Origin of the sequence: Microcoleus sp. Pol17C6 (genome assembly GCF_036701145.1) — a bacterium.
In the GTDB taxonomy this organism is placed as follows: Bacteria; Cyanobacteriota; Cyanobacteriia; order Cyanobacteriales; family Microcoleaceae; genus Microcoleus.
Map to the genome: position 1 here is coordinate 90,813 of NZ_JAUBQH010000009.1, position 20,192 is coordinate 111,004.

A 20,192-nucleotide genomic window follows, 5' to 3' on the forward strand; every position below is an offset into this window, starting at 1 on the left:
GGGGCATGGGTTCTTAGTTATTAGTTAATTGCTAACAATGCCCAATTCCCAATGTCCAATTTGCAATGCCCAATTCGCAATGCCCAATTCGCAATGCCCAATTCGCAATGCCTAATTACCAATCATGATTGTAACAACATCGCCCGCACTTTTAAGTGAAGACCAAGCCTTATCTGTAGTAGAAAAAGCAGTCAAACTATCCAAAGCAGAGGAAGTATTTGTCAGTCTCTCTACTGGCGAGGAATCTCTTTCCCGCTTCTCGGAAAATCAAATCAGCCAAAATATTAGCAAAACTGTATTTAACCTGAGCATTACTAGCTATTTTGGCAACAAAAGCGCCTCTGCTGCTGTTACAGAATTTGATGAAGATGCGATCGCCTCTGCAGTCAAGCGATCAGAAGAATTGGCCAGAATTGCGCCGGCAGACCCCGAATGGATGCCGCTGCTGCCGCCTCAAACCTACGATTTGCGATCGCCCGCCTTCGACGCAGCAACCGCAACTGTATCGCCTCTAGCGCGGGCAGAAATGGTGCAGCAAGCGTGCGCGAGATCCTCCCAGGGGGGCGCTCATGGTTCGGGCACTTTGAGCGCTGAGGCGTCGCTGTACGCGATCGCCTCGTCAACCGGACTCCGCGCCTGCAACCAGTCTACACAGGCGGATTTCAGCTTGACTGCTCGCGTTGAAGACGGTTCTAGCTGGGCGAGGAGCACTGCTTGGAGTATCAACGAATTGCCGATCGCCGAATTAGCAGAACAAGTGCTCGATCGGGCGATCGCATCCCGTAACCCGCGCCCCATCACTCCGGGCGTTTATCCGGTAATCCTTGACGGCGCTGCTTTTGGGGGGTTGCTACCGTGGGTGATTTGGGGGCTGGATGCGAGGGCGGCGGATGAGGGACGATCGTTTATGTCGATCGCCGATGCAGAGGGAAAACCAGCGGGAAACCGCGCGGGGGAACAACTTTTCAGCCCGTTAGTGCAAGTGCAGCGCGATCCGGCTCATCCTTTGCTGCGATCGAATACTTTTTTCGGCGACGGATTGAGCAATAACTATTTGGAAATCGTCAAAGATGGCGTCCCTCAAAGTTTGTCTTATTCCCGCTACTGGGCCGCACAAAAAGGTAAAGAGGCAAAAGGTGCTTATTACCCGATTGTAATGACAGGTTCCGACCAAAGTTTAGCAGATTTAATTGCTCAAACCGAGCGAGGAATTTTTGTTAGTCGAGCTTGGTACGTGCGCTACGTTAATCCGAAAACATTGGAAGTAACGGGGATGACTCGCGACGGTACTTTTTGGATTGAGGATGGCAAAATTGCTTACCCGATTAAAAACCTGCGTTTCAATCAAGTTTTACCTGATATGTTGCGCGATGTGGATGCAGTTAGTGCGGTGAAGCGTTACGGCAGTAATGTCGTGCCCGGAGTGCGCGTGAAAGCTTTTAATTTTACGAGTATTACTGACAGTTTGTGACTTGCAAGGGTGAGGTGCGCGGAAACCCACCGGGAGGAGTCGGAATTATTCATATCTCTCTTCTCTTTATCTGCGTAAATCCGCGTCCATCCATTGTCATCTGCGGTTAATACATTCTCTTTTTTAAACCGCAGATGAGGGCAGATAAACACAGATTAACGCAGATGAATTAGAGGAATTTCGGTTGCACCGTCGGTGATTGTTGACTGTGGACTCGATTTTACAATTCCGATGGTACCGGATTTGATATAATTTAGGGCGATCGAGAAAAACCAATTCCCAATTCCCAATTACCAATTATCAATGAATCAATATTTTGCTACAGTTGCGCGCGGTTTAGAAACCATTGCCGCCCAAGAATTAGAACGTTTAGGGGCCGAGGATGTCAAGCCAGATTTTACAGGGGTTTATTTTGCGGGCGATCGCGCTTTATTGTACCGCGTCAATCTTTGGTCGAGAACGATTTTTCGAGTGCTAATGCCGATCGCCGAATTCCGGTGTTACAACTCGGATATGCTCTACCGCGAAGTGCAAAAAATCCCTTGGGACGAATACTTATATCCCGACAATACTTTAGCAGTAAACTGCACCGGCGGCAACGAAAAGTTGAACCACACTCACTTTACAGCTTTGCAGGTCAAAAATGCGATCGCCGACCAACAGCGCCTTCAATTTAACAAGCGTTCTAATGTCGATGTAGAGCATCCCGATTTGCTAATTAACATTCACATTCATCAAGATAGAGCTATTTTAAGTTTAGACAGTTCCGGCGGCAGTTTGCACCGGCGGGGATATCGGCCGGCGATGGGGCTTGCTCCCCTCAAAGAAACCCTAGCTGCGGCTTTGTTGGAGATGGCAGAATGGACGCCAGATTTGCCGTTTTTAGACCCAATGTGCGGTTCTGGAACTTTGCCTTTGGAAGCGACGTTAAAGGGCTTGAATATTGCACCGGGATTGTTTCGAGAAAAGTTTGGATTTATGAGTTGGCGGGATTTTGACGAACCTTTGTGGGATAAATTGTGGGCCGAAGCGGAAAATAGTGAGTTACCCGAACTTAAAGAGGTGATTGCAGGGTGCGATCGCGATTTCGATATGTTAACTCAAGCTCGCACGAACGCGCAGCAAGCTGGTATTTCCGGTAAGATTCAGTTTGCTCAAACCGAGTTATCTCAGTTGGAAGCACCAGCAGACAGAGGCGTTCTGATTTGCAATCCTCCCTACGGAGAGCGCCTGGGAGATGCTAGCGAATTGGGAGATTTGTACAAGATGTTGGGGGATATTTTCAAGCATCGTTTTAAAGGTTGGAATGCGTTTATTTTGACTGGAAATAAGGAGTTGGGTAAAAAGGTAGGACTCAGGACATCGCGGCGAATTCCGGTTTTTAATGGATCGATTCCGTGTACTTTGCTCAAATATGAACTGTATTAAATATTTATAGCACATATTTCACGACACTTGGCAATAGCCAATATTAATTGGAAGAGGTTAGGCTGAATGAAAATCTTTGAAATTGACGACCACCAGCTCATTTTAGGAGATGTCTTACAAGTGCTTTGCAGTAAAATCCAAGACAACTCAATCGATTTAATTTTTGCCGATCCTCCCTATAATATTGGCAAAGATTTCAATGGTTTTAAAGACAAGTGGGAATTTGAAAAGGATTATTTAGAATGGAGTTATAGTTGGTTAAATTTATGTATTAATAAGCTCAAGCATAACGGCAGTTTGTATCTGATGGCGTCAACTCAAAGTATGCCCTACTTTGATTTATATTTGCGCGATCGCTTAACAATCCTTTCTCGAATAGTTTGGTATTATGACAGTTCGGGCGTACAAGCAAAAAATTTTTACGGTTCTCTGTACGAACCAATTTTATATTGCGTCAAGGACAAACGAAATTATACCTTCAATTCCTCAGATATTCTAGTAGAGGCAAAAACCGGATCTGTTAGAAAACTAATTGACTACCGCAAGGCTACACCATCAGTATATAATTCTAAAAAAGTTCCAGGTAATGTCTGGGAGTTTCCGAGAGTGAGATATCGTATGCCTGAGTATGAGGAACATCCTACCCAAAAACCAACATCATTGTTAGAAAGAATTATCAAAGCCAGTAGTAATGAGGGCGACGTTGTACTAGATATATTTTCGGGAACTTTTACAACATCATTTGTTGCCAAGCAGCTTAACAGAAAGTCAATCGGCATAGAATTACAAGAAAAGTATCTACAAATAGGATTGCGGAGGTTGCAAATTACCCCGGATGAGAGTGAAGAGGCTCTCATGTCTGAAGTCAACTCCGGTGAAGTTTCGCCACAGCAGCTAACACTAAACTTACAGCTATAATAAAAATGGAACATGAATTTACAAAAATAATTAAGACAATTTTAGAGGAGAAGTTTGGCGACGTGGGGGATCAAATCTTGCGTGAAAGCCAGCTAATTTTATATTTGAATATCAAGACTAAATCTTCAAATAAAGGCTCAAAATCAAGAGGAAGTTTTGCCAACTTATACGCAATCTATGTTTTAGTTGAAGATTATTTGGTGAGTAAATTTGATCTGACAGGAATGTATTCAGATTATGAAGGTGCAGTTTATACAAATCTTTTTAAGAGACAGCGTGAATTACCATTCGGGCAAAAGCTTCAAAATCATGGCTTGAACCATAGGATGAATGAAGAATTTAAAAAATATTTTCCCACTTGTGAGTTCATCCCAATTTTGAGAAATCAGAAAACTAACAGGTATTGGTTTAACGAAAATTTATTAAAAGTCAAAATCAATGAGAATGAACACAATATAGCAGAAACAGTAATCCACATAATTGATGCTTACGTTGAAGCTAAGAGAGATAGCTTTGAAAAGTTTATTCAAATTTGTAAAGATGCTCAAAGATTGACAGAGGTTCAAGTCAGAGAATTTATAAAACAAATGGTAGCGCCAAATGTAGATGCTCGAATTTTCGAGATAGTCAGCTACAGTATATTAAAATACTACTACAATGACCGAGTTATTTATTGGGGTTATGCACTAGACAGCCTCCAGGAAGAAAATTTAAAGCTGTTTAAAACAGGTAGAACAAATGCTAATGATGGGGGAATTGACTTTGTAATGAAACCCCTAGGACGTTTTTTTCAGGTGACTGAAACTGTAGATGTAAATAAATATTTCCTAGACATTGATAAAATTGAAAGGTATCCGATAACATTTGTAGTTAAATCTTTAGATTCAGATATTGAAATTAAATCAAAGATTGAAGCACAAGCTCGAAAGCTGTATTCAATAAATGCTATAGTATCTCAGTACATGGAATGTATAGAAGAAATAATCAATGTTCCTATTATGATAGAAAGATTTGAACAAGCTGTTGCCAAAGGGTACTTAAGCAATATATTGAGCGAGATTATTAAGCAGAGCCGATTAGAATTTAATTATGAAGATCAGGAAGAAAGTCAGGAAATTGAATTATTAGACGTTGCTCTAGAGGATGAATGATTCAGTCATAAAGTCCGCCTGCTTTAGACAATTATTGTTTCCTTACATTTAACATCTACACCGGCAAAAAAGAAACGTGAGCGGAAACAATCTTCCACCCTTGAGGAAACTTGCGCCACATCTGACTCTGCCGCCCCAGCCGCACCACTCCATCGTAAGCACGCCGGAATTCCAGCGTCACCGCCGCCGTGTCTGCATCGAAAGTCACGACTTTGAGGTTGAACATTTCTCGATCGACATTTACAGGCGATCGTCCTTTGCGAAAAGCCCTCACCTCATCACTCCCGTACAGGTTCTCCGTCACCCCAAACCGCACGACTTCCGGCGCATCCCAGAACAAATTATCGAGAGTTTCCATATCGTTCGTACAAAGAGCTTTTTCGTATTTTAAATATAGTTCAGTTAACTCAGCCACCACAGCAGAATCATTGATAACAGTCATAAATTATAGGTTTTAAAACTATTAATTTGCACAAGTTTTGTTGGCAATAAGGACTTTATTCCTTATTGCCAACAAAACTAATTACTAAAAATTAATGCTCAATTTTGAGCGAAATAATCTTGTCACCTTGGCGGATAGCATTGACGACAGACATATCCTCAGTTTTGCCAAAAGTTGTGTGAACTCCATCTAGATGAGACTGGGGAGAATGGCAAATAAAGAATTGGCTACCACCCGTATCTTTACCTGCGTGAGCCATCGATAAAGTTCCTGCCAAATGTTTGTTGGAGTTAATTTCGCACTTGATTTTGTAGCCGGGGCCGCCTGTTCCATTGCCTTTTGGACAGCCACCTTGAATCATAAAGTTAGGAATGACTCGGTGAAAGGCCAATCCATCGTAAAAACCTTTTTCCGCCAAGTCAACAAAATTCTTCACTGTGTTAGGCGCATCCGCATCGAACAATTCCAAATTGATTGTGCCTTTGTCGGTTTCCATAATAGCGCGGGTCATGATTTCTCCTGGCTTCCTAAAATGAGTGTGTTGCCTGCGTGTTAATTGCGGACTTCGCTTTTATAACGACAGGTTTCAAACTGTCGTTATATTTTGGCTTTCAGAAGTGTAGCATATTCCCGCAACTCTCATAGGACTTATGTGCACTTTCTGAGGAAACTCGGTTTATTGCGAGATTTCTGGTTAGCAAAGCCAATATTTTCCGAGACACCGAGTTTGTTACCCTCAGTCATATTTTAATTGTTGGTCACTTGCGGGCGATCGGTTTCTTCCTGAATATCGTTCATATTAAAAATGAAAGGAACCCGACTCGAACCTGCGCCCATAACCAGCACTTTTGGCATCTGAGCCCCGCCGCTTCTCCAAGCTTCGATCGCCTCTTTTTGCAGAACTAAATTCCCGCCCTGAGCCTTCAAAGTTTCCGCCAAAAGTCTTTGAGCTTCCGCCCTACCTTGAGCGCGGTTAATGTCAGCTTGAGCCTGTTGTTCTGCTTCCTGAGCCACATAAACAGCCCTTTGCGCCCGCTGTTCAGCAACCTGTTTCTCCTCAACCGCTTTTGCAAAATCTGTGGAGAATCGAATGTTAACAACGCTCGTATCGAGTACGATTACATCATACTTTGATAGCCTTTCCTTCAGCGCAGTATCAAAGTCTCTCTTCAGTTCACTTCTTTGAGTAATAGATTGTTCGGCGGTTCTCAGTGCAGCGGCTGTTTTAAATGCTTCTTGCGTCTGAGGAGCAATAATTTTCGAGACTATATTCTCCAAAGTTCCTTGAGTTCTTCTGATCTCAACTATTCTCTCAGCATCAAGGCGAAAATTGATCGCAAAACTAGCATTTAAATCCTGAAGGTCTTTAGTAGCACTCTGGGCGGGAACTTCAAATTTTTGCACTGTTACATCGTACACATCTACCTTAGATATCAGCGGGGGTCTGAGGTGAAACCCCTCTAACAATGCTCCATCTGTGGCTTTTCCTAAAACGCTGACTACTCCTGCTTCGCCTGGATTGATGACGACAAAAGAGTTTAATGCGATGAGTAGCGCGCCTACTAATAGAATCCCAGCGATTGCTGAGGATATGCTCTGAAAACTTTGATTTTTCAACTTACACGCTCCTTTGTGCTCATTCCATTATAATGGTTAAATAGATTCCGTCGCCTCTCAAGTCTAAAATCTAAAATTACAATCTAAAATAGATGGGGTTGCCTCTGAAATCTCAAATCTAAAATGGATGGGCTGATGCTCAAAATTGTTAAATATCCTAGAACTTATCACATCGAAGGTTCGCGTTTCCAACCAGGCGATGAAGACCTCGACAGCGTGCCATTTAGCGCCCTGAGCGATCGCCCGACAGTAATTGAAGAAAAGGTAGACGGCGCTAATACAGGCATCAGCTTCGCATTAGATGGACAAATGCTGCTGCAAAGTCGCGGCCACTATCTCACCGGCGGGCCGAGGGAAAAACATTTTAACTTATTCAAACAGTGGGCTTTCAGTCTCAGGGGTGCCCTGGGAGAAGTGCTGGGAAATCGCTACATTCTTTACGGCGAATGGCTTTATGCCAAACACACTGTTTTTTATGATTTTTTGCCGCACTATTTTATGGAATACGACGTGCTGGACTTAGAAACCAGTCAATTTCTGAGTACAGAATCCCGCCAAAAATTGTTAAGCGGACTGCCGTTAGTGTCAGTTCCAGTGCTATTTTCTGGAGGGCTGAAATCCCCCAAGCAAATGATGCAGTTTATGGAAAAATCTAATTTTATTCAACCGGGACATTTGGATCGGTTGCGTTTGTACAGTCGGGAATTGGGATTAGATGAAGAACGATGTTTGAAAGAGACTGACAAGAGTGAGATTATGGAAGGTTTGTATATTAAAATAGAAGAAGACGGAATTGTCAAGGCGCGTTACAAATACGTGCGCGCCAGCTTTTTGACGGCTATTAAAAATGCCGAGGGACATTGGCTAAATCGCCCCATTATACCCAATATTCTGCGTCCCGATGTGAATTTATTTAATTTTAGTTAACCAGCAGGTGAATTTATGAATGCACTGTTATCGCCATCGGCAACTTGGACTTTTCCCTTTTGTCCCGAACCGCCTGATTGGTTTCTGGATTGGGACAGCATTCAAAATCATTTCGATTGGATTCAAAACTTAAAAGGATGTCAGCAAGACCCGATTTATCACGCCGAAGGAGACGTTTTAATTCATACCAGAATGGTCTGCGAAGCATTAATCTCATCCCCGAATTGGCGGCAATTACCCGAAAAAGAACGATCGATACTTTTTGCCGCCGCTTTGCTGCACGATGTCGCCAAACCAGCCTTTACAAAAATAGAAGCCGACGGCAGAATTAGCTCAAAAGGTCACGCCCGCCAAGGTGCGAGAATGGTCAGACAAATTTTATCTCAATTCGAGCCGCCTGTGCAGTTTGAGATTCGCGAAACAGTGGTGGCGATCGTCCAATTCGGCAGTTTACCCATCTGGCTGATCGACAAACCCAACCCACAGCAGTCTGTAATTAAAGTTAGTCAAGTTGTCCGCTGCGATTTCCTCGCACTTTTAGCCGAAGCAGACGTGCGGGGCCGACAGTGTAGTGACAGACAAGAACTGCTCGATAAAATAGAACTATTTCGGGAGTTTTGTCAAGAAAATAATTGTTTGGATTCTCCCCGACAGTTTCCATCAGCACACAGCCGATTTATCTACTTCCGCAAAGAGAACGGGAATCCCGATTACGAAGCATTTGACGATACTCGATGCGAAGTAATTTTGATGTCTGGCTTGCCAGGAAGCGGTAAAGATTATTGGATTAGGAAAAATCTCCCAGATTTGCCATTAATCTCGCTGGATGCACTGCGAAAAGAGATGAATCTCCCTCCCGACGAAACCCCTGGAAATGTGGTCACAGCCGCAAAAAAAAGAGCACGCGAATACATGAATGAGGAGCGTTATTTTGTGTGGAACGCCACGAATACTACTAAACAAATGCGGCAGCAATTAATTAATTTTTTTGCTGCTTATCAAGCGCGAATTCGCATTGTTTATTTAGAAGTACCTCTAGAAGAAACATTGCAGCGGAATCGATCGCGCACAGCAACAGTACCGGAAGCAGTCATTCGCAAATTAGCTGCGCGGCTGGATATTCCAGATATCACAGAAGCGCATCAAGTTGATCGGATCGTTAACAATTAATCTCCCTTTTTATTTCAAACTGTTAGAGCCCCGACTTCTTAAAGAAGTCGGGGCTCTGGGTATTACGTTTGGGGTTTCCTTTGATATCAATGAGTTTGATAATTTTCCTCAGTCCAACAGCGCGGCAGAGTTTCACCGGAAGGAAAGACTAAATTACTTTTTGGAAAAGTTGCTGTCTCTTGCTCTTCTTGACCAGCTTGATTTTTTCCCGGCACTTCTTGTTTTGTAGGGCTGATTAAAGCCTCTACATCGAGGATTTCAATCAAGTCGCCTGATTCTTTTTCTTGTAAAAGCATAGTTTTTCCTTGAAGGGTAAATGCGAGTTAGGGTTTGAGGACAACTTTGATGCAGTTGTCTTTTTTCTGTTTGAAAATCTCGTAAGCGTGGGGCGCTTCATCCAATTTCATTCGGTGCGTAATTACGAATGACGGGTCAATTTCGCCTTTTTGAACGCGATCGAGCAAAGGCCGCAAATAGCGGTGAACGTGCGTCTGTCCCATTTTCATGGTCAAGCCTTTGTTGAAAGCTGCACCTAAAGGCACTTTGTCAACGAAGCCGCCGTAAACGCCGGGAATTGACACTGTGCCGCCCTTGCGACACGCGAGGATCACTTGTCGCAGGGCCGTAGGTCGATCGCTCTCCAAACGCACGGCTTGCTTGGCTTTGTCGTACAAAGCGTCGAGACCGGTGCCGTGGGCTTCCATCCCCACCGCGTCGATGCAAGAGTCGGGTCCGCGTCCCCCCGTCATTTCGGTGACTGCTTCCCCGGCGTCGATTTCTTCGTAGTTGATGATTTCAGCTTTGGCCGCGGCAGCCATTTGCAAGCGTTCCGGTATGCGGTCGATCGCAATTACTCGATCGGCCCCCAGCATAAACGCGCTTCTGATCGCAAATTGTCCGACCGGCCCGCATCCCCAAACTGCTACAGTATCCCCCGGCTGAATGTCGCAGTTTTCAGCCGCCATGTAACCGGTAGGAAAGATATCGGTGAGGAACAATACTTGTTCGTCAGAAAGTCCGTCGGGAATTTTTAAAGGGCCGACATCTGCAAACGGAACTCGCGCGTATTCTGCTTGTCCGCCTGCATAGCCACCCGTTAAATGCGAGTAGCCAAACAGTCCCGCCGGCGAATGACCGAACATTTTTTCAGCCAGCCCAGCATTGGGGTTGGAGTTGTCGCACAGCGACCACAAATCGCGGTTGCAAAAGAAGCAACTGCCGCAAGAAATAGTAAAAGGAATTACGACGCGATCGCCCTTTTTTAAGTTCTTGACTTCGCTGCCGAGTTCGACTACTTCCCCCATGAATTCGTGCCCCATGATGTCGCCCGATTGCATTGTCGGGATGAAGCCATCGTAGAGGTGCAAATCAGAGCCGCAGATTGCTGTAGACGTGATTTTAACTATCGCATCGCGCGGATTGATAATTGTTGGGTCTGGTACATTATCAACGCGCACATCATTTGCTCCGTGCCAGCAAAGAGCTTTCATTATTTTTTTCCTCTAGTTAACTACTAGCTAGCAAATTTTTGATTCTAAATCTTACCTTTACTAAGCCGATAAATTACTCGCTTGGATGTTTTTAATTTTAAGCATATAAAATATATATTCTCTCTATCCGAGGTATAATTTATAAATCTATCTTCCGGCTGTTTTCAATACCAAAAATGTAAAGTTTATGCCCCTAAAGTGCGGGAAATTTCACATTATTCTGTTAACCGCCAACAGTTATAGCAACCGCGCCCGACGGTTAGGACATTCTTAATTGCTAAAATCCTTAGAAAAGATTGCAACTTCGGTCTTCGCTCAACATCTGCAAGAACAGCTAATAACGAGATGGATGAGGTTGTTTTTGTCGATCGGCGATCGCTTTCATCTCACAAAAAATAAATTTCTCACTTAACCTCACTAAAGCCGATGTCTTGGCTCACTTTAGATAAAGAGCGCCCGAAAACTTCTCAAGTAAAAGCGGGTTGATCGATTATTAAGTAGGGTGCATGACTTTTGTATCGCTCCATACTCCACCTGAATCTGGAGAATCACGCACCCTGCTTAAGGATGATTAATAGTCAAATATTGTATCATTAGTTATAACTAAAAGCCGAGCTTGCGGTAAAGTTGTTAAAGATTAAAATTTATCGATCGCCTTTTATGCCTTACACTGCATCTACCCCAACAGATCCCAATCAACCCAACATCCGCAATGCCGACCACCGCTTACTAGAATTCACCAAGCTAACTCCGATGATGCAGCGGTATGTGGAAGTGAAAGAACAGTATCCCCACGCACTTTTATTATTTCGAGTCGGAGATTTCTTTGAGTGTTTTTTCCAAGATGCAGTTACTATTTCGCAGGAATTAGAACTTGTTTGTACTAGCAAAGAAAGCGGCAAGGAAATCGGCCGAGTGCCGATGACAGGAGTACCGCACCACGCTCTAGACCGCTACACGTCAATGTTAGTAGAAAAAGGCTATGCTGTGGTAGTTTGCGACCAAGTGGAAGATGCCTCGATTGCTGCTAAAGAAGGCCGCCAAGTCAAGCGAGAAATTACCCGCATTCTCACTCCCGGAACTTTGACTGATGACGGAATGCTCAAACCCAGGCAAAATAATTTTTTAGCAGCAATTGTGATAGCGGGGGAACATTGGGGATTGGCTTATACAGATATTTCTACGGGAGAATTCGTCACTACCCAAGCAGATACTTTAGAACAATTAACCCTAGAATTGCTGCGCTTGCAGCCTTCGGAAGTCTTGGTACCGACTAATGCGCCGGATTTGGTGACTATGTTGAGGCCCGGAGAGAAATCCGAGCATTTGCCCGATTGTTTGCCGAATTCGTTTTGCTATTCTTTGCGATCGCAAATTCCGTTTACTTTGCCCGAAGCAAAACAGAGAATCCTGCAAAAATTCAAAGTGCGATCGCTTGAAGGTATGGGATGCAGCCATTTGCCCCTCGCAGTGCGCGCCGCCGGCGGTTTGTTGCAATATCTCGAAGAAACTCAAAAGGAAAAAGCAGTTTCTTTGCAAAGATTGCACACTTACACTCTCACCGATTTTCTCATACTCGACTACCAAACCCGCCGCAATCTCGAAATTACTCAAACCGTGAGAGATGGGGTTTTTCATGGTTCGCTGCTGTGGGCGATAGATAAAACCAGCACCGCAATGGGAGGCCGCGCTTTGCGCCGCTGGGTGCTGCAACCTTTGCTCAACATTAAAGGCATTTGCGCCCGACATGACACGATTCAAGAATTAGTAGAAAATAACGGTCTGCGCCAAGATTTTCAGCAGTTGCTGCGCCAAATTTACGACATCGAAAGACTGACAGGCCGCGCCGGTTCTGGAACAGCTAGCGCGCGGGATTTGGTCGCTTTAGCTGATTCTCTGGGAAAACTGCCGGAATTAGCCTCGATCGCAGCCCAAGGACGATCGCCCTATTTGAAAGCGCTGCAAAATGTACCGCCAATTCTAGAAGAATTAGCAAGTAAAATTCACGCTCATTTAGTTGATGAACCGCCGATTCATTTAAAAGAAGGAGGTTTGATTCGACCGGGAATCAATGCCATCCTAGATGAAATGCGCCACACTGCATCAGCCGACCAAGAATGGATTGCAAATTTAGAAGCAACTGAGAGAAAACGGACGGGAATTTCTAATTTAAAAGTAGGCTACAATAAAGCTTTTGGCTATTACATCAGCATTACCAAATCGAAAGTAGACCAAGTGCCGAAGGACTACACCCGCAAGCAAACTCTCACCAATGAAGAACGCTACAGCACTGAAGAATTAAAAGAAAGGGAAGTGCGAATTCTGACAGCGCGGGAAGATTTAAATCAATTGGAATACGATATTTTTGCTCAAGTGCGATCCGAGGTAGGAGAACACGCCGAAATTATTCGCAACGTTTCCCGCGCCGTGGCGGCGGTCGATGTTTTGTGCGGTTTGTCCGAAGTAGCAGTTTACCAAAATTACTGCCGCCCGACTATGACAGAAAGCCGGGAAATTAAAATTATTGAAGGTTGTCATCCTGTGGTGGAAAAGTCTTTGCCGCCGGGATTTTTTGTACCTAATTCTGCTTTTTTGGGTCGGGAAGACTCGCTAAACCGCCCAGATTTAATTATTTTAACCGGGCCGAATGCTAGCGGGAAAAGCTGCTACTTGCGGCAGGTGGGTTTGATCCAGTTAATGGCGCAGATGGGCAGTTTTGTGCCGGCAAAAGCTGCGAGTTTGGGAATTTGCGATCGCATTTTTACCCGCGTCGGTGCAGTAGACGATTTGGCAACGGGTCAATCTACGTTTATGGTGGAAATGAACGAAACTGCAAATATTCTCAATCACGCCACGCCACAATCATTAGTTTTGTTAGATGAAATTGGCAGGGGAACGGCGACGTTTGACGGCCTTTCTATTGCTTGGTCTGTGGCCGAATATTTAGCAACTGAGATTCGGGCGCGGACAATTTTTGCGACTCACTATCACGAGTTAAATGAGTTAGCTTCTATTTTAGATAATGTCGCCAATTATCAGGTGACAGTCAAAGAATTGCCGGATCAAATCGTATTTTTGCACCAAGTTCAGCCGGGAGGTGCTGACAAATCTTACGGAATTGAAGCGGGCAGATTAGCTGGTTTACCGCCGTCGGTGATTGACAGGGCGAGACAGGTGATGAAGCAGATTGAGAAACATAGCAAAATTGCGATCGGGCTGCGGAAAGGTGTTAAAAAAAATGGTAAAAAAGAGTCAGAGGGCGAACAGTTGGATATTTTTGAAGATTAAAGTTTAAGGTCTGTAAAAAAGTTTGTAGATGTGTAGTGTGCGTCCGAGCGTCCAAACCTGTTACAATCGAAAGGATCGATGTCTGACGCACCCTACAACTGCGACACTTGCCTCTGCCTTAAAAGCTTAGATTTAAAGACTAAAGTCCTTACTACAAACCTGCAATTCAAATTCACTTTCCATTTTGCAATTTTCTTACCTCTTTGTGCACGCTCATCCCAATTTCCAAAGCCTCATTCAGCAACCGCCCGTATTCAGTCGCCCGATCGCTCACATCCAGCGCCATCAAAGCAGCCAAATTACTTTCAATATTAGTAAATAACTCGTAACGGCGGCCGATAAATTTCTGATTTTCCCTGAGAATCCTCTCTGTTTTCAAAGCACAGACTAAACTTTCTCTAGTAATTTTTAATGCTTCAATTGCATCTCCTCGGTTAATTAAACTTGCTTGTAAATTGCCAGCATCCGTTAGGCGATCGATAATATCTAAAGCCTGAATTACCTCATGATACTTCTCAACTTCATCTAGCAGACCCGCCAGCGTTGCCAGAGGCTTGGCCTTAACCCATTTATAGGCATTCCAAGCAACAGTAATCGCCAGCGACAAACTCAAAGTTATTTGTAAAAGCCGGACAAATATTTCAGCATCGCTAAATAAACCAACATTATGTTTATTAGCCAGTAAAGCAACAGGCAGCGAAACAACTAATGTCAGGCAAAATATTAGCAACTCATTCAACAAAAGAGAGAACAGCTTTTTCCCGTCCCGGAGTGCAGCAGGTCGGTAAAAATCCGCTGCAAAACCGTCGCTCAAAGCTATTCCGCTCAAATCTTCCAACTCCTTCTCAGAAATTTTTAACTGTTCCAAATCCGCTTGTATCACTCTTCAAAATCTCCTTAAATTGGGATTAATTACGATCCTCCCAGAGACATAATTGATTGCCACAGACTCATATAAAAATTGCTGTCTCGGTCTCGGAACAGTTGAAAAGCTTGTCCCGGTGCCCCAAAAAACGGTCTTAGCGTCCATCCCAATTGACTGCCAACAAACGCATAAAGTCCCAACCAGAAGCGCAAAATATTTAACCTGATGTCTTTGCCTTCCGCATCTTGTTCTGAAAGAAAGTGCATTCCTTGATAAATGAAATTTACTCCCAAAAAGCCTGTGATTGCCATGATAGCAACATTCAGCACCAGATAAAAATTGTAATTGGTACTGCTTATGAGGAAAAACAAACTCACAGGTGCAAATCCAAACAGCAAAACGCTAATCATCGCCATCGCTGTCATCAACAATGTCAAATACTGCTCAAAAGTACGTTTTGAACCAAACATGACATTAAAAAAGTAAAGTGTGGGAAAGCAGATAATCAGCGTCAGCAAGTAAAGTGCTGGCAACTTAATTGCTGAAACCAGACATTGCATCCACGTACTAGATGCACCTAATATCGCTCCGTAAATGGCAAAAAATACTGTACTAGAAATCAACAAACCGAAAATTTTAGATTTGAGCTTTACACCTTGGCGAATTTCTTCAAGAAATTGTTGCCGTTCCCGTAGCAAATACATTACTACTGAAAAATATTTCACGGGCTCTCCTTGTGACTGATGCGACTCCGAATCAGTCATAACTCAAGCTGAGTTCGATCGGCAATCTTGCCAAATCAGGGCACTCTATGTTAACTAATTATTCTTGCAGATACAGGGCTTACACAGAACCTAATTATGTAGGGTGCTCTTGGGTCGCGCACCTTACCGCTATTAACTATCGGCTGGATATTTCTAGTCAAATTCTAGTCACATTGTCTCCACATTGTATCCAAAAAGGTCATTTGATAGTCATTTGATAGTCATTTCCTAGTCATTTGATAGTCACTTTGACCGCCGAATCAGCCGTATTCTGGGCAATAAAAAACCTCAAACCGTTGATTTCTCGTTGGTTTGAGGTTTTTGTAGGCGCAAGCGGGCAGCGGGAATCGAACCCGCATAGTTAGCTTGGAAGGCTAAAGTTTTACCACTAAACTATGCCCGCGCACAGAAACTAAACATACCACAAGTCTCTGGGGATTGCAATAGGTCTGTGCAAAAATTTTGAATACCTCCCTCACAGTGGCTGAATCGGGACTTGCCGCCCGATCGCCCCCTCGCCCCAAAAATCCCCGTCTCCCATGCTGCGTAAGACTTTACGGATGGAAATAATCGTAAATTTGCTGCGCCAGACGCGGGCCAATCCCAGAAACTTCTGCCAACTGTTCGGGAGTCGCTAAACGGAGGTAGTCGATCGACCGAAAATGTGCTAACAATTGTTTTTGTCGGTGGTGTCCCAATCCGGGAATTTCATCAAGGCGCGATCGCTTCATTCTCTCGCTTCTTCGATCCCGGTGAAAACTCACAGCAAATCTGTGCGCCTCATCGCGCACCCGGCGCAATAATTGTACCCCAGGCTGCTCAGAATTAGTTTGCAGCGGCAAAGATTCCCCCGGCAAAAATATCTCCTCTCGCTGCTTTGCCAAACTGACAACGCGCAACTCTTCTAGCAAATTCATCTCTCGCAAAACAGCCACAACTGCCGACAGTTGACCTTTGCCACCATCTATCATGATTAAGTCGGGTTTGTCGGAAATAGTATGAGAAACCGAGGATAAATTGCTGATTTCTGCCGGTTCTTCTAAATCGCTAAATCCATCTTCTATCTGGCGTGTTTCTTCTTCCTTCAATCCTCGGAATCGACGACCGATAACTTCTGCTAAACTAGCAAAATCATCAGAATGACCCGATTTAATTTCAGGATTTTTAATTTTGTAATGGCGGTAGTGTTGATTGGCGGGCAAACCGTCAATAAATACGACGCGGGAAGCTACGGCATCAGAACCTTGAATGTGAGAAATATCGTAACCTTCAATGCGGCGAGGAACTTCTGGCAAATCGAGAATTTCTGCTAAATCTTGCATTGCTTGAGAATTGCGATCGCTCAATCTTTGCATTCTCGCCAATTCATACTCAGCATTGCGTTCCACCATCTCAATCAACTCAGCCTTAGTTTGCCGCTGCGGCGTCAAAATCGTAACTTTACGCCCCTTACGGTTGCTCAACCAATCGGCTAATATTTCCGCTTCTGGCAATTCGTACTGCACTGAAATTTCGCTGGGAATTTCTACGGATTCGACATTTTGATAGTGTTCTTCCAACACCCGCTGTAAAATCGCTCCGGCCTCTACCCCCCCCGATTGTAGGGGCGGTGCCCCCGTGCCCGCCCTGGGTTGGGGAGGTATTTCCGCCATAAATCCCAATCTTCCGACCAATTGACCGGCGCGAATTTGAAACAATTGAACGCAAGCGTGTTGACTATCGGCCGCAAGTGCGATCGCATCCCTGGAAACCGTATCGTCGGGCAAAGACACTTTTTGACCCGCACTCAAAGACTGCAAACCCTTAATTTGGTCCCGAATGCGCGCCGCCGTTTCAAAGTTTAAATCTTCTGCTGCCTCTTCCATTTGGGGCTGCAAAATATCGAGCAATTCCTCAGTCCTTCCCTGGAAAATCATCGCTACTTTTTGGATGATTTTTCTATATTCTTCCGGCGAAGTTAACCCTTGACAAACTCCAACGCAGCGCCCGATGTCGTAGTTCAAACAGGGACGGTCTTTAAACAGCGGTTGAGGGCGCTGCCGCAGCGGGAAAATTCGCTTAATTAAATGTAGCGTACTCCGCAGCGCCCCTGTATCGACGTAAGGGCCGTAATAGCGGTCTTTGGCACTACCTGCGCGGCGTTTGCGGGTGATAAAAATGCGCGGGTATTCCTCCGACCAAGTTATGCACAAATAAGGATATTTTTTATCATCTTTGAGGAGGACATTAAAGTAAGGTTGGTGCTGTTTTACGAGGTTTGCTTCTAATGCTAAAGCTTCCGCTTCTGTGTCGGTGGCGATGAATTCAATTTCGCGCACTTGCTGCACCATCATCGCGATGCGGGGACTAAGATTTTGGCTTTCGCGGAAGTAGGAACGGACGCGGTTTCGGAGTTTTTTGGATTTGCCGATGTAAAGGATGCGATCGCTCTCATCACGCATTAAATATACACCAGGAACCGCCGGAATTTCTTTGAGGCGACTTTCTAGGCGTTCCGACTCTTTAACTAACGGCAGAGTTTTTGTGGATGGCATTGCAAGCTATCTCAGCAAAATAGAGACTGATTGTACACTCTTTTATTTTACCTTAATTCGGTCGATTTTGACTGCTGCGACCGTCGCAAAACCCACGGATTAAACTGGAAAATCAGTTACAGTATCTGAGATAAAAACTTGCGGGTGCGTTCTTCCTTCGGGTTCTGAAAAAACTCTTCTGGTTGGGCTTCTTCCACTAAAACACCGCCATCCATCAATACAATGCGATCGGCAACTTCGCGCGCAAACCCGACTTCGTGAGTCACCACTACCATTGTAATTCCAGTTTGAGCCAAATTTCGCATTACATCTAACACTTCGCGCACCATCTCCGGGTCTAATGCTGATGTCGGTTCATCAAACAGCATGATTTTAGGCTGCATGGCTAGAGAACGTGCAATAGCGACCCGCTGCTGCTGTCCTCCAGACAACTGTCCGGGATATTTTTTTGCTTGTTCCAAAATTCCCACTCTTTCTAACAGTTGCATTGCCACTTCTTCGGCTTTTTTCTTGGGCCAGCGGCGCACCCATACTGGCGCTAGCATGACGTTTTGCAAGACTGATAAGTGGGGAAACAGGTTGAATTGCTGAAACACCATTCCTACTTCGCGGCGAATTGTCTCGATGTTGCGTAAGTCGTGGGAAAGTTCGATTCCGTCGATCGTAATTTTACCTTGTTGGTATTCTTCTAAGGCGTTGAATGTGCGAATAAACGTCGATTTTCCCGAACCAGAGGGCCCCATCACGACCACGACTTCACCTCGGTTTACGGTCATGCTGACACCTCGCAGTACGTGAAATTGTCCGTACCATTTGTGGACGTTTTCTGCTACGATTACTTGTTCTGGGGCTGTTAGTTGAGTTTCCATAATTTTTTATTTTTTAACCGCAGATGAACGCAGATGAACGCAGATATTTTTTTACCTTTCGCCTACTCCTAATGTTCGCTCTATTTTGCGGCTGGCTAGGGACATTGAGTAGCAAAATATCCAATAAATGATGCCGACGAATATGTAAACTTCGGCGTACCTGCCAATATAGGATGGATTTGCTAAAACTGCGCGGGATATTCCGATTAATTCTAACATTCCGAATAGAGATAGCAGGGATGTATCCATGAATAATCCGATGAATTGACCGCCGATCGCCGGAATGACAATTCGCAGTGCTTGAGGCAGTACAATGAGAATTGTAAGCAGGGGTGTATTGAGTCCGATCGACCTCGCTGCTTCTATTTGTCCCCTGGGCACGGCCTGCAAGCCACCGCGCACGTTTTCCGCCAAGTATGCCGCACTAAATAACGTTAATCCAGCAATCGCTCTAATCACTCTATCCAATTTTGGATATTCGGGCGGCAAGAAGAGTTGCAGCATTACTTGACCTAAAAACAAAATGCCAATTAATGGTAAACCGCGAATAATTTCAATGTATAGTGTTGATAACAGTCTTACAACTGGCAAAGAACTTTGTCGGCCGAGTGCTAGCAATACTCCCAAAGGAAAGGAAAGCACAATACTAATAACTGCTAAAAACAGCGTCAATACTAAACCGCCCCAATCATTTGTTGACACTTCGCTCAAACCCAACCCGCCTTTAATTAACCACAAAACTATTGGGAAGGAAAGAACCCAGATTGCAGGCATCCAGTCCATGATTTTTGGGTGAATTTGCCTGCCGATGACATAGCTGGCGGCGGCTGCGATAATAATTCCTAAGAGGTAGAGGCGAGATGTTAGGTCGATCGGCGAAATGACCGCACCCACAACCGCAGCACCGAGTATAATTAGTAAAGGCGGATTCCAAAGACGTTCTTGTCGCTGAATGTTTCCCCAAGTTAATCCTCCCAAGAAGGCAATTATGGCAGTTACTATCCACAGCCGCCAGTACGATTCACGGGGAAATCTCCCGGCGAAAAATAGTGGCAAGTTAGCTTCTAACACGCGCCACTGAGCTTTTGTTGTTGCCCAAACGATAATTCCTTTAATAGTTTGGAAGGCGATAATTAGGCAAACTACCGTCAGAATGCTGTTGTACCAGGTACTAAATAAATTTTTGCGCGCCCAATTCCAAGGGGTAGGCGATTCGGTGGCTGGGGGCGGTAATACAGGTATTGTTTCCATCAGTTTT

General features: G+C 44.5%; 17 protein-coding genes and 1 tRNA gene. 7 read left to right on the forward strand and 11 right to left on the reverse strand.

What is annotated here, in order from left to right:
• Positions 1-124 precede the first annotated feature (124 nt).
• From QUA25_RS07200 to QUA25_RS07215, 4 genes are all read left to right on the forward strand, one after another.
• On the forward strand, positions 125-1,471 hold the full coding sequence (locus QUA25_RS07200; protein WP_333036699.1) for a TldD/PmbA family protein: 1,347 nt from the start codon (positions 125-127) through the stop codon (positions 1,469-1,471).
• 303 nt (positions 1,472-1,774) lie between these two features.
• Positions 1,775-2,899: a THUMP domain-containing protein gene (locus tag QUA25_RS07205; RefSeq protein WP_333036701.1), complete on the forward strand. Its 1,125-nt coding sequence runs from the start codon at positions 1,775-1,777 to the stop codon at positions 2,897-2,899.
• A gap of 66 nt (positions 2,900-2,965) precedes the next feature.
• Positions 2,966-3,817: an adenine-specific DNA-methyltransferase gene (gene yhdJ, locus QUA25_RS07210; protein WP_333036703.1), complete on the forward strand. Its 852-nt coding sequence runs from the start codon at positions 2,966-2,968 to the stop codon at positions 3,815-3,817.
• 5 nt (positions 3,818-3,822) lie between these two features.
• Positions 3,823-4,968 (forward strand): restriction endonuclease, encoded by a 1,146-nt coding sequence (locus QUA25_RS07215; protein WP_333036705.1) that lies wholly within the window; start codon positions 3,823-3,825, stop codon positions 4,966-4,968.
• Positions 4,969-5,023: 55 nt separating this feature from the next.
• Here the strand turns inward: QUA25_RS07215 and hpxZ are convergent, their stop codons facing one another.
• The 3 genes from hpxZ to QUA25_RS07230 all read right to left on the reverse strand — a co-directional run bounded on the left by hpxZ (position 5,024) and on the right by QUA25_RS07230 (position 7,027).
• Positions 5,024-5,410, reverse strand: coding sequence for an oxalurate catabolism protein HpxZ (gene hpxZ / locus QUA25_RS07220; protein ID WP_333036707.1), 387 nt, complete (start codon positions 5,408-5,410; stop codon positions 5,024-5,026).
• 91 nt (positions 5,411-5,501) lie between these two features.
• Complete coding sequence (locus tag QUA25_RS07225) at positions 5,502-5,921, reverse strand: peptidylprolyl isomerase (RefSeq protein ID WP_332982885.1); 420 nt, start codon at positions 5,919-5,921, stop codon at positions 5,502-5,504.
• A gap of 236 nt (positions 5,922-6,157) precedes the next feature.
• Positions 6,158-7,027: a prohibitin family protein gene (locus QUA25_RS07230; protein ID WP_333036709.1), complete on the reverse strand. Its 870-nt coding sequence runs from the start codon at positions 7,025-7,027 to the stop codon at positions 6,158-6,160.
• A 135-nt stretch (positions 7,028-7,162) separates the two neighbouring features.
• Between QUA25_RS07230 and QUA25_RS07235 the strand changes: the two genes are divergently transcribed.
• A complete protein-coding gene (locus tag QUA25_RS07235) occupies positions 7,163-7,954 on the forward strand; it encodes an RNA ligase family protein (RefSeq protein ID WP_333036710.1) in 792 nt (263 codons plus the stop codon).
• Between the two features lie 15 nt (positions 7,955-7,969).
• Positions 7,970-9,124 (forward strand): AAA family ATPase, encoded by a 1,155-nt coding sequence (locus tag QUA25_RS07240; RefSeq protein WP_333036711.1) that lies wholly within the window; start codon positions 7,970-7,972, stop codon positions 9,122-9,124.
• A gap of 86 nt (positions 9,125-9,210) precedes the next feature.
• Here the strand turns inward: QUA25_RS07240 and QUA25_RS07245 are convergent, their stop codons facing one another.
• Both QUA25_RS07245 and QUA25_RS07250 read right to left on the reverse strand, forming a co-directional pair.
• Positions 9,211-9,420 (reverse strand): acetyltransferase, encoded by a 210-nt coding sequence (locus QUA25_RS07245; RefSeq protein ID WP_333036712.1) that lies wholly within the window; start codon positions 9,418-9,420, stop codon positions 9,211-9,213.
• A gap of 27 nt (positions 9,421-9,447) precedes the next feature.
• Positions 9,448-10,614, reverse strand: a complete 1,167-nt coding sequence (locus QUA25_RS07250; RefSeq protein ID WP_333036713.1) for a zinc-dependent alcohol dehydrogenase — start codon at positions 10,612-10,614, stop codon at positions 9,448-9,450.
• A 660-nt stretch (positions 10,615-11,274) separates the two neighbouring features.
• On the opposite strand from QUA25_RS07250, the gene mutS reads away from it, so the two are divergent.
• Positions 11,275-13,902, forward strand: coding sequence for a DNA mismatch repair protein MutS (gene mutS, locus QUA25_RS07255; RefSeq protein ID WP_333036714.1), 2,628 nt, complete (start codon positions 11,275-11,277; stop codon positions 13,900-13,902).
• Positions 13,903-14,074: 172 nt separating this feature from the next.
• Here mutS and QUA25_RS07260 read toward each other — a convergent pair whose 3' ends face one another.
• From QUA25_RS07260 to QUA25_RS07285, 6 genes are all read right to left on the reverse strand, one after another.
• Positions 14,075-14,785 carry a hypothetical protein gene (locus QUA25_RS07260; protein ID WP_333036715.1) on the reverse strand — a complete coding sequence of 237 codons (711 nt, stop codon included), beginning with the start codon at positions 14,783-14,785 and terminating at the stop codon, positions 14,075-14,077.
• Between the two features lie 29 nt (positions 14,786-14,814).
• Positions 14,815-15,492 carry an actin-binding WH2 domain-containing protein gene (locus QUA25_RS07265; RefSeq protein WP_333036718.1) on the reverse strand — a complete coding sequence of 226 codons (678 nt, stop codon included), beginning with the start codon at positions 15,490-15,492 and terminating at the stop codon, positions 14,815-14,817.
• A 371-nt stretch (positions 15,493-15,863) separates the two neighbouring features.
• Positions 15,864-15,934: transfer RNA gene (locus QUA25_RS07270), tRNA-Gly, on the reverse strand.
• A 151-nt stretch (positions 15,935-16,085) separates the two neighbouring features.
• A complete protein-coding gene (gene uvrC, locus QUA25_RS07275; RefSeq protein WP_333036720.1) occupies positions 16,086-18,065 on the reverse strand; it encodes an excinuclease ABC subunit UvrC in 1,980 nt (659 codons plus the stop codon).
• A gap of 116 nt (positions 18,066-18,181) precedes the next feature.
• On the reverse strand, positions 18,182-18,934 hold the full coding sequence (locus QUA25_RS07280; RefSeq protein ID WP_333036722.1) for an amino acid ABC transporter ATP-binding protein: 753 nt from the start codon (positions 18,932-18,934) through the stop codon (positions 18,182-18,184).
• Between the two features lie 51 nt (positions 18,935-18,985).
• Positions 18,986-20,185 carry an amino acid ABC transporter permease gene (locus tag QUA25_RS07285; RefSeq protein WP_333036723.1) on the reverse strand — a complete coding sequence of 400 codons (1,200 nt, stop codon included), beginning with the start codon at positions 20,183-20,185 and terminating at the stop codon, positions 18,986-18,988.
• Positions 20,186-20,192: the final 7 nt, after the last annotated feature.

What these genes read in the sequence shown, in the direction of transcription:
- uvrC (WP_333036720.1), bottom strand. Translation starts at nt 18,065, where the DNA reads ATGCCATCCACAAAAACTCTGCCGTTAGTTAAAGAGTCGGAACGCCTA.
- yhdJ (WP_333036703.1), top strand. Translation starts at nt 2,966, where the DNA reads ATGAAAATCTTTGAAATTGACGACCACCAGCTCATTTTAGGAGATGTC.
- QUA25_RS07240 (WP_333036711.1), top strand. Translation starts at nt 7,970, where the DNA reads ATGAATGCACTGTTATCGCCATCGGCAACTTGGACTTTTCCCTTTTGT.
- QUA25_RS07225 (WP_332982885.1), bottom strand. Translation starts at nt 5,921, where the DNA reads ATGACCCGCGCTATTATGGAAACCGACAAAGGCACAATCAATTTGGAA.
- hpxZ (WP_333036707.1), bottom strand. Translation starts at nt 5,410, where the DNA reads ATGACTGTTATCAATGATTCTGCTGTGGTGGCTGAGTTAACTGAACTA.
- QUA25_RS07285 (WP_333036723.1), bottom strand. Translation starts at nt 20,185, where the DNA reads ATGGAAACAATACCTGTATTACCGCCCCCAGCCACCGAATCGCCTACC.
- QUA25_RS07205 (WP_333036701.1), top strand. Translation starts at nt 1,775, where the DNA reads ATGAATCAATATTTTGCTACAGTTGCGCGCGGTTTAGAAACCATTGCC.
- QUA25_RS07245 (WP_333036712.1), bottom strand. Translation starts at nt 9,420, where the DNA reads ATGCTTTTACAAGAAAAAGAATCAGGCGACTTGATTGAAATCCTCGAT.
- QUA25_RS07280 (WP_333036722.1), bottom strand. Translation starts at nt 18,934, where the DNA reads ATGGAAACTCAACTAACAGCCCCAGAACAAGTAATCGTAGCAGAAAAC.
- QUA25_RS07200 (WP_333036699.1), top strand. Translation starts at nt 125, where the DNA reads ATGATTGTAACAACATCGCCCGCACTTTTAAGTGAAGACCAAGCCTTA.
- QUA25_RS07215 (WP_333036705.1), top strand. Translation starts at nt 3,823, where the DNA reads ATGGAACATGAATTTACAAAAATAATTAAGACAATTTTAGAGGAGAAG.
- QUA25_RS07250 (WP_333036713.1), bottom strand. Translation starts at nt 10,614, where the DNA reads ATGAAAGCTCTTTGCTGGCACGGAGCAAATGATGTGCGCGTTGATAAT.
- mutS (WP_333036714.1), top strand. Translation starts at nt 11,275, where the DNA reads ATGCCTTACACTGCATCTACCCCAACAGATCCCAATCAACCCAACATC.
- QUA25_RS07235 (WP_333036710.1), top strand. Translation starts at nt 7,163, where the DNA reads ATGCTCAAAATTGTTAAATATCCTAGAACTTATCACATCGAAGGTTCG.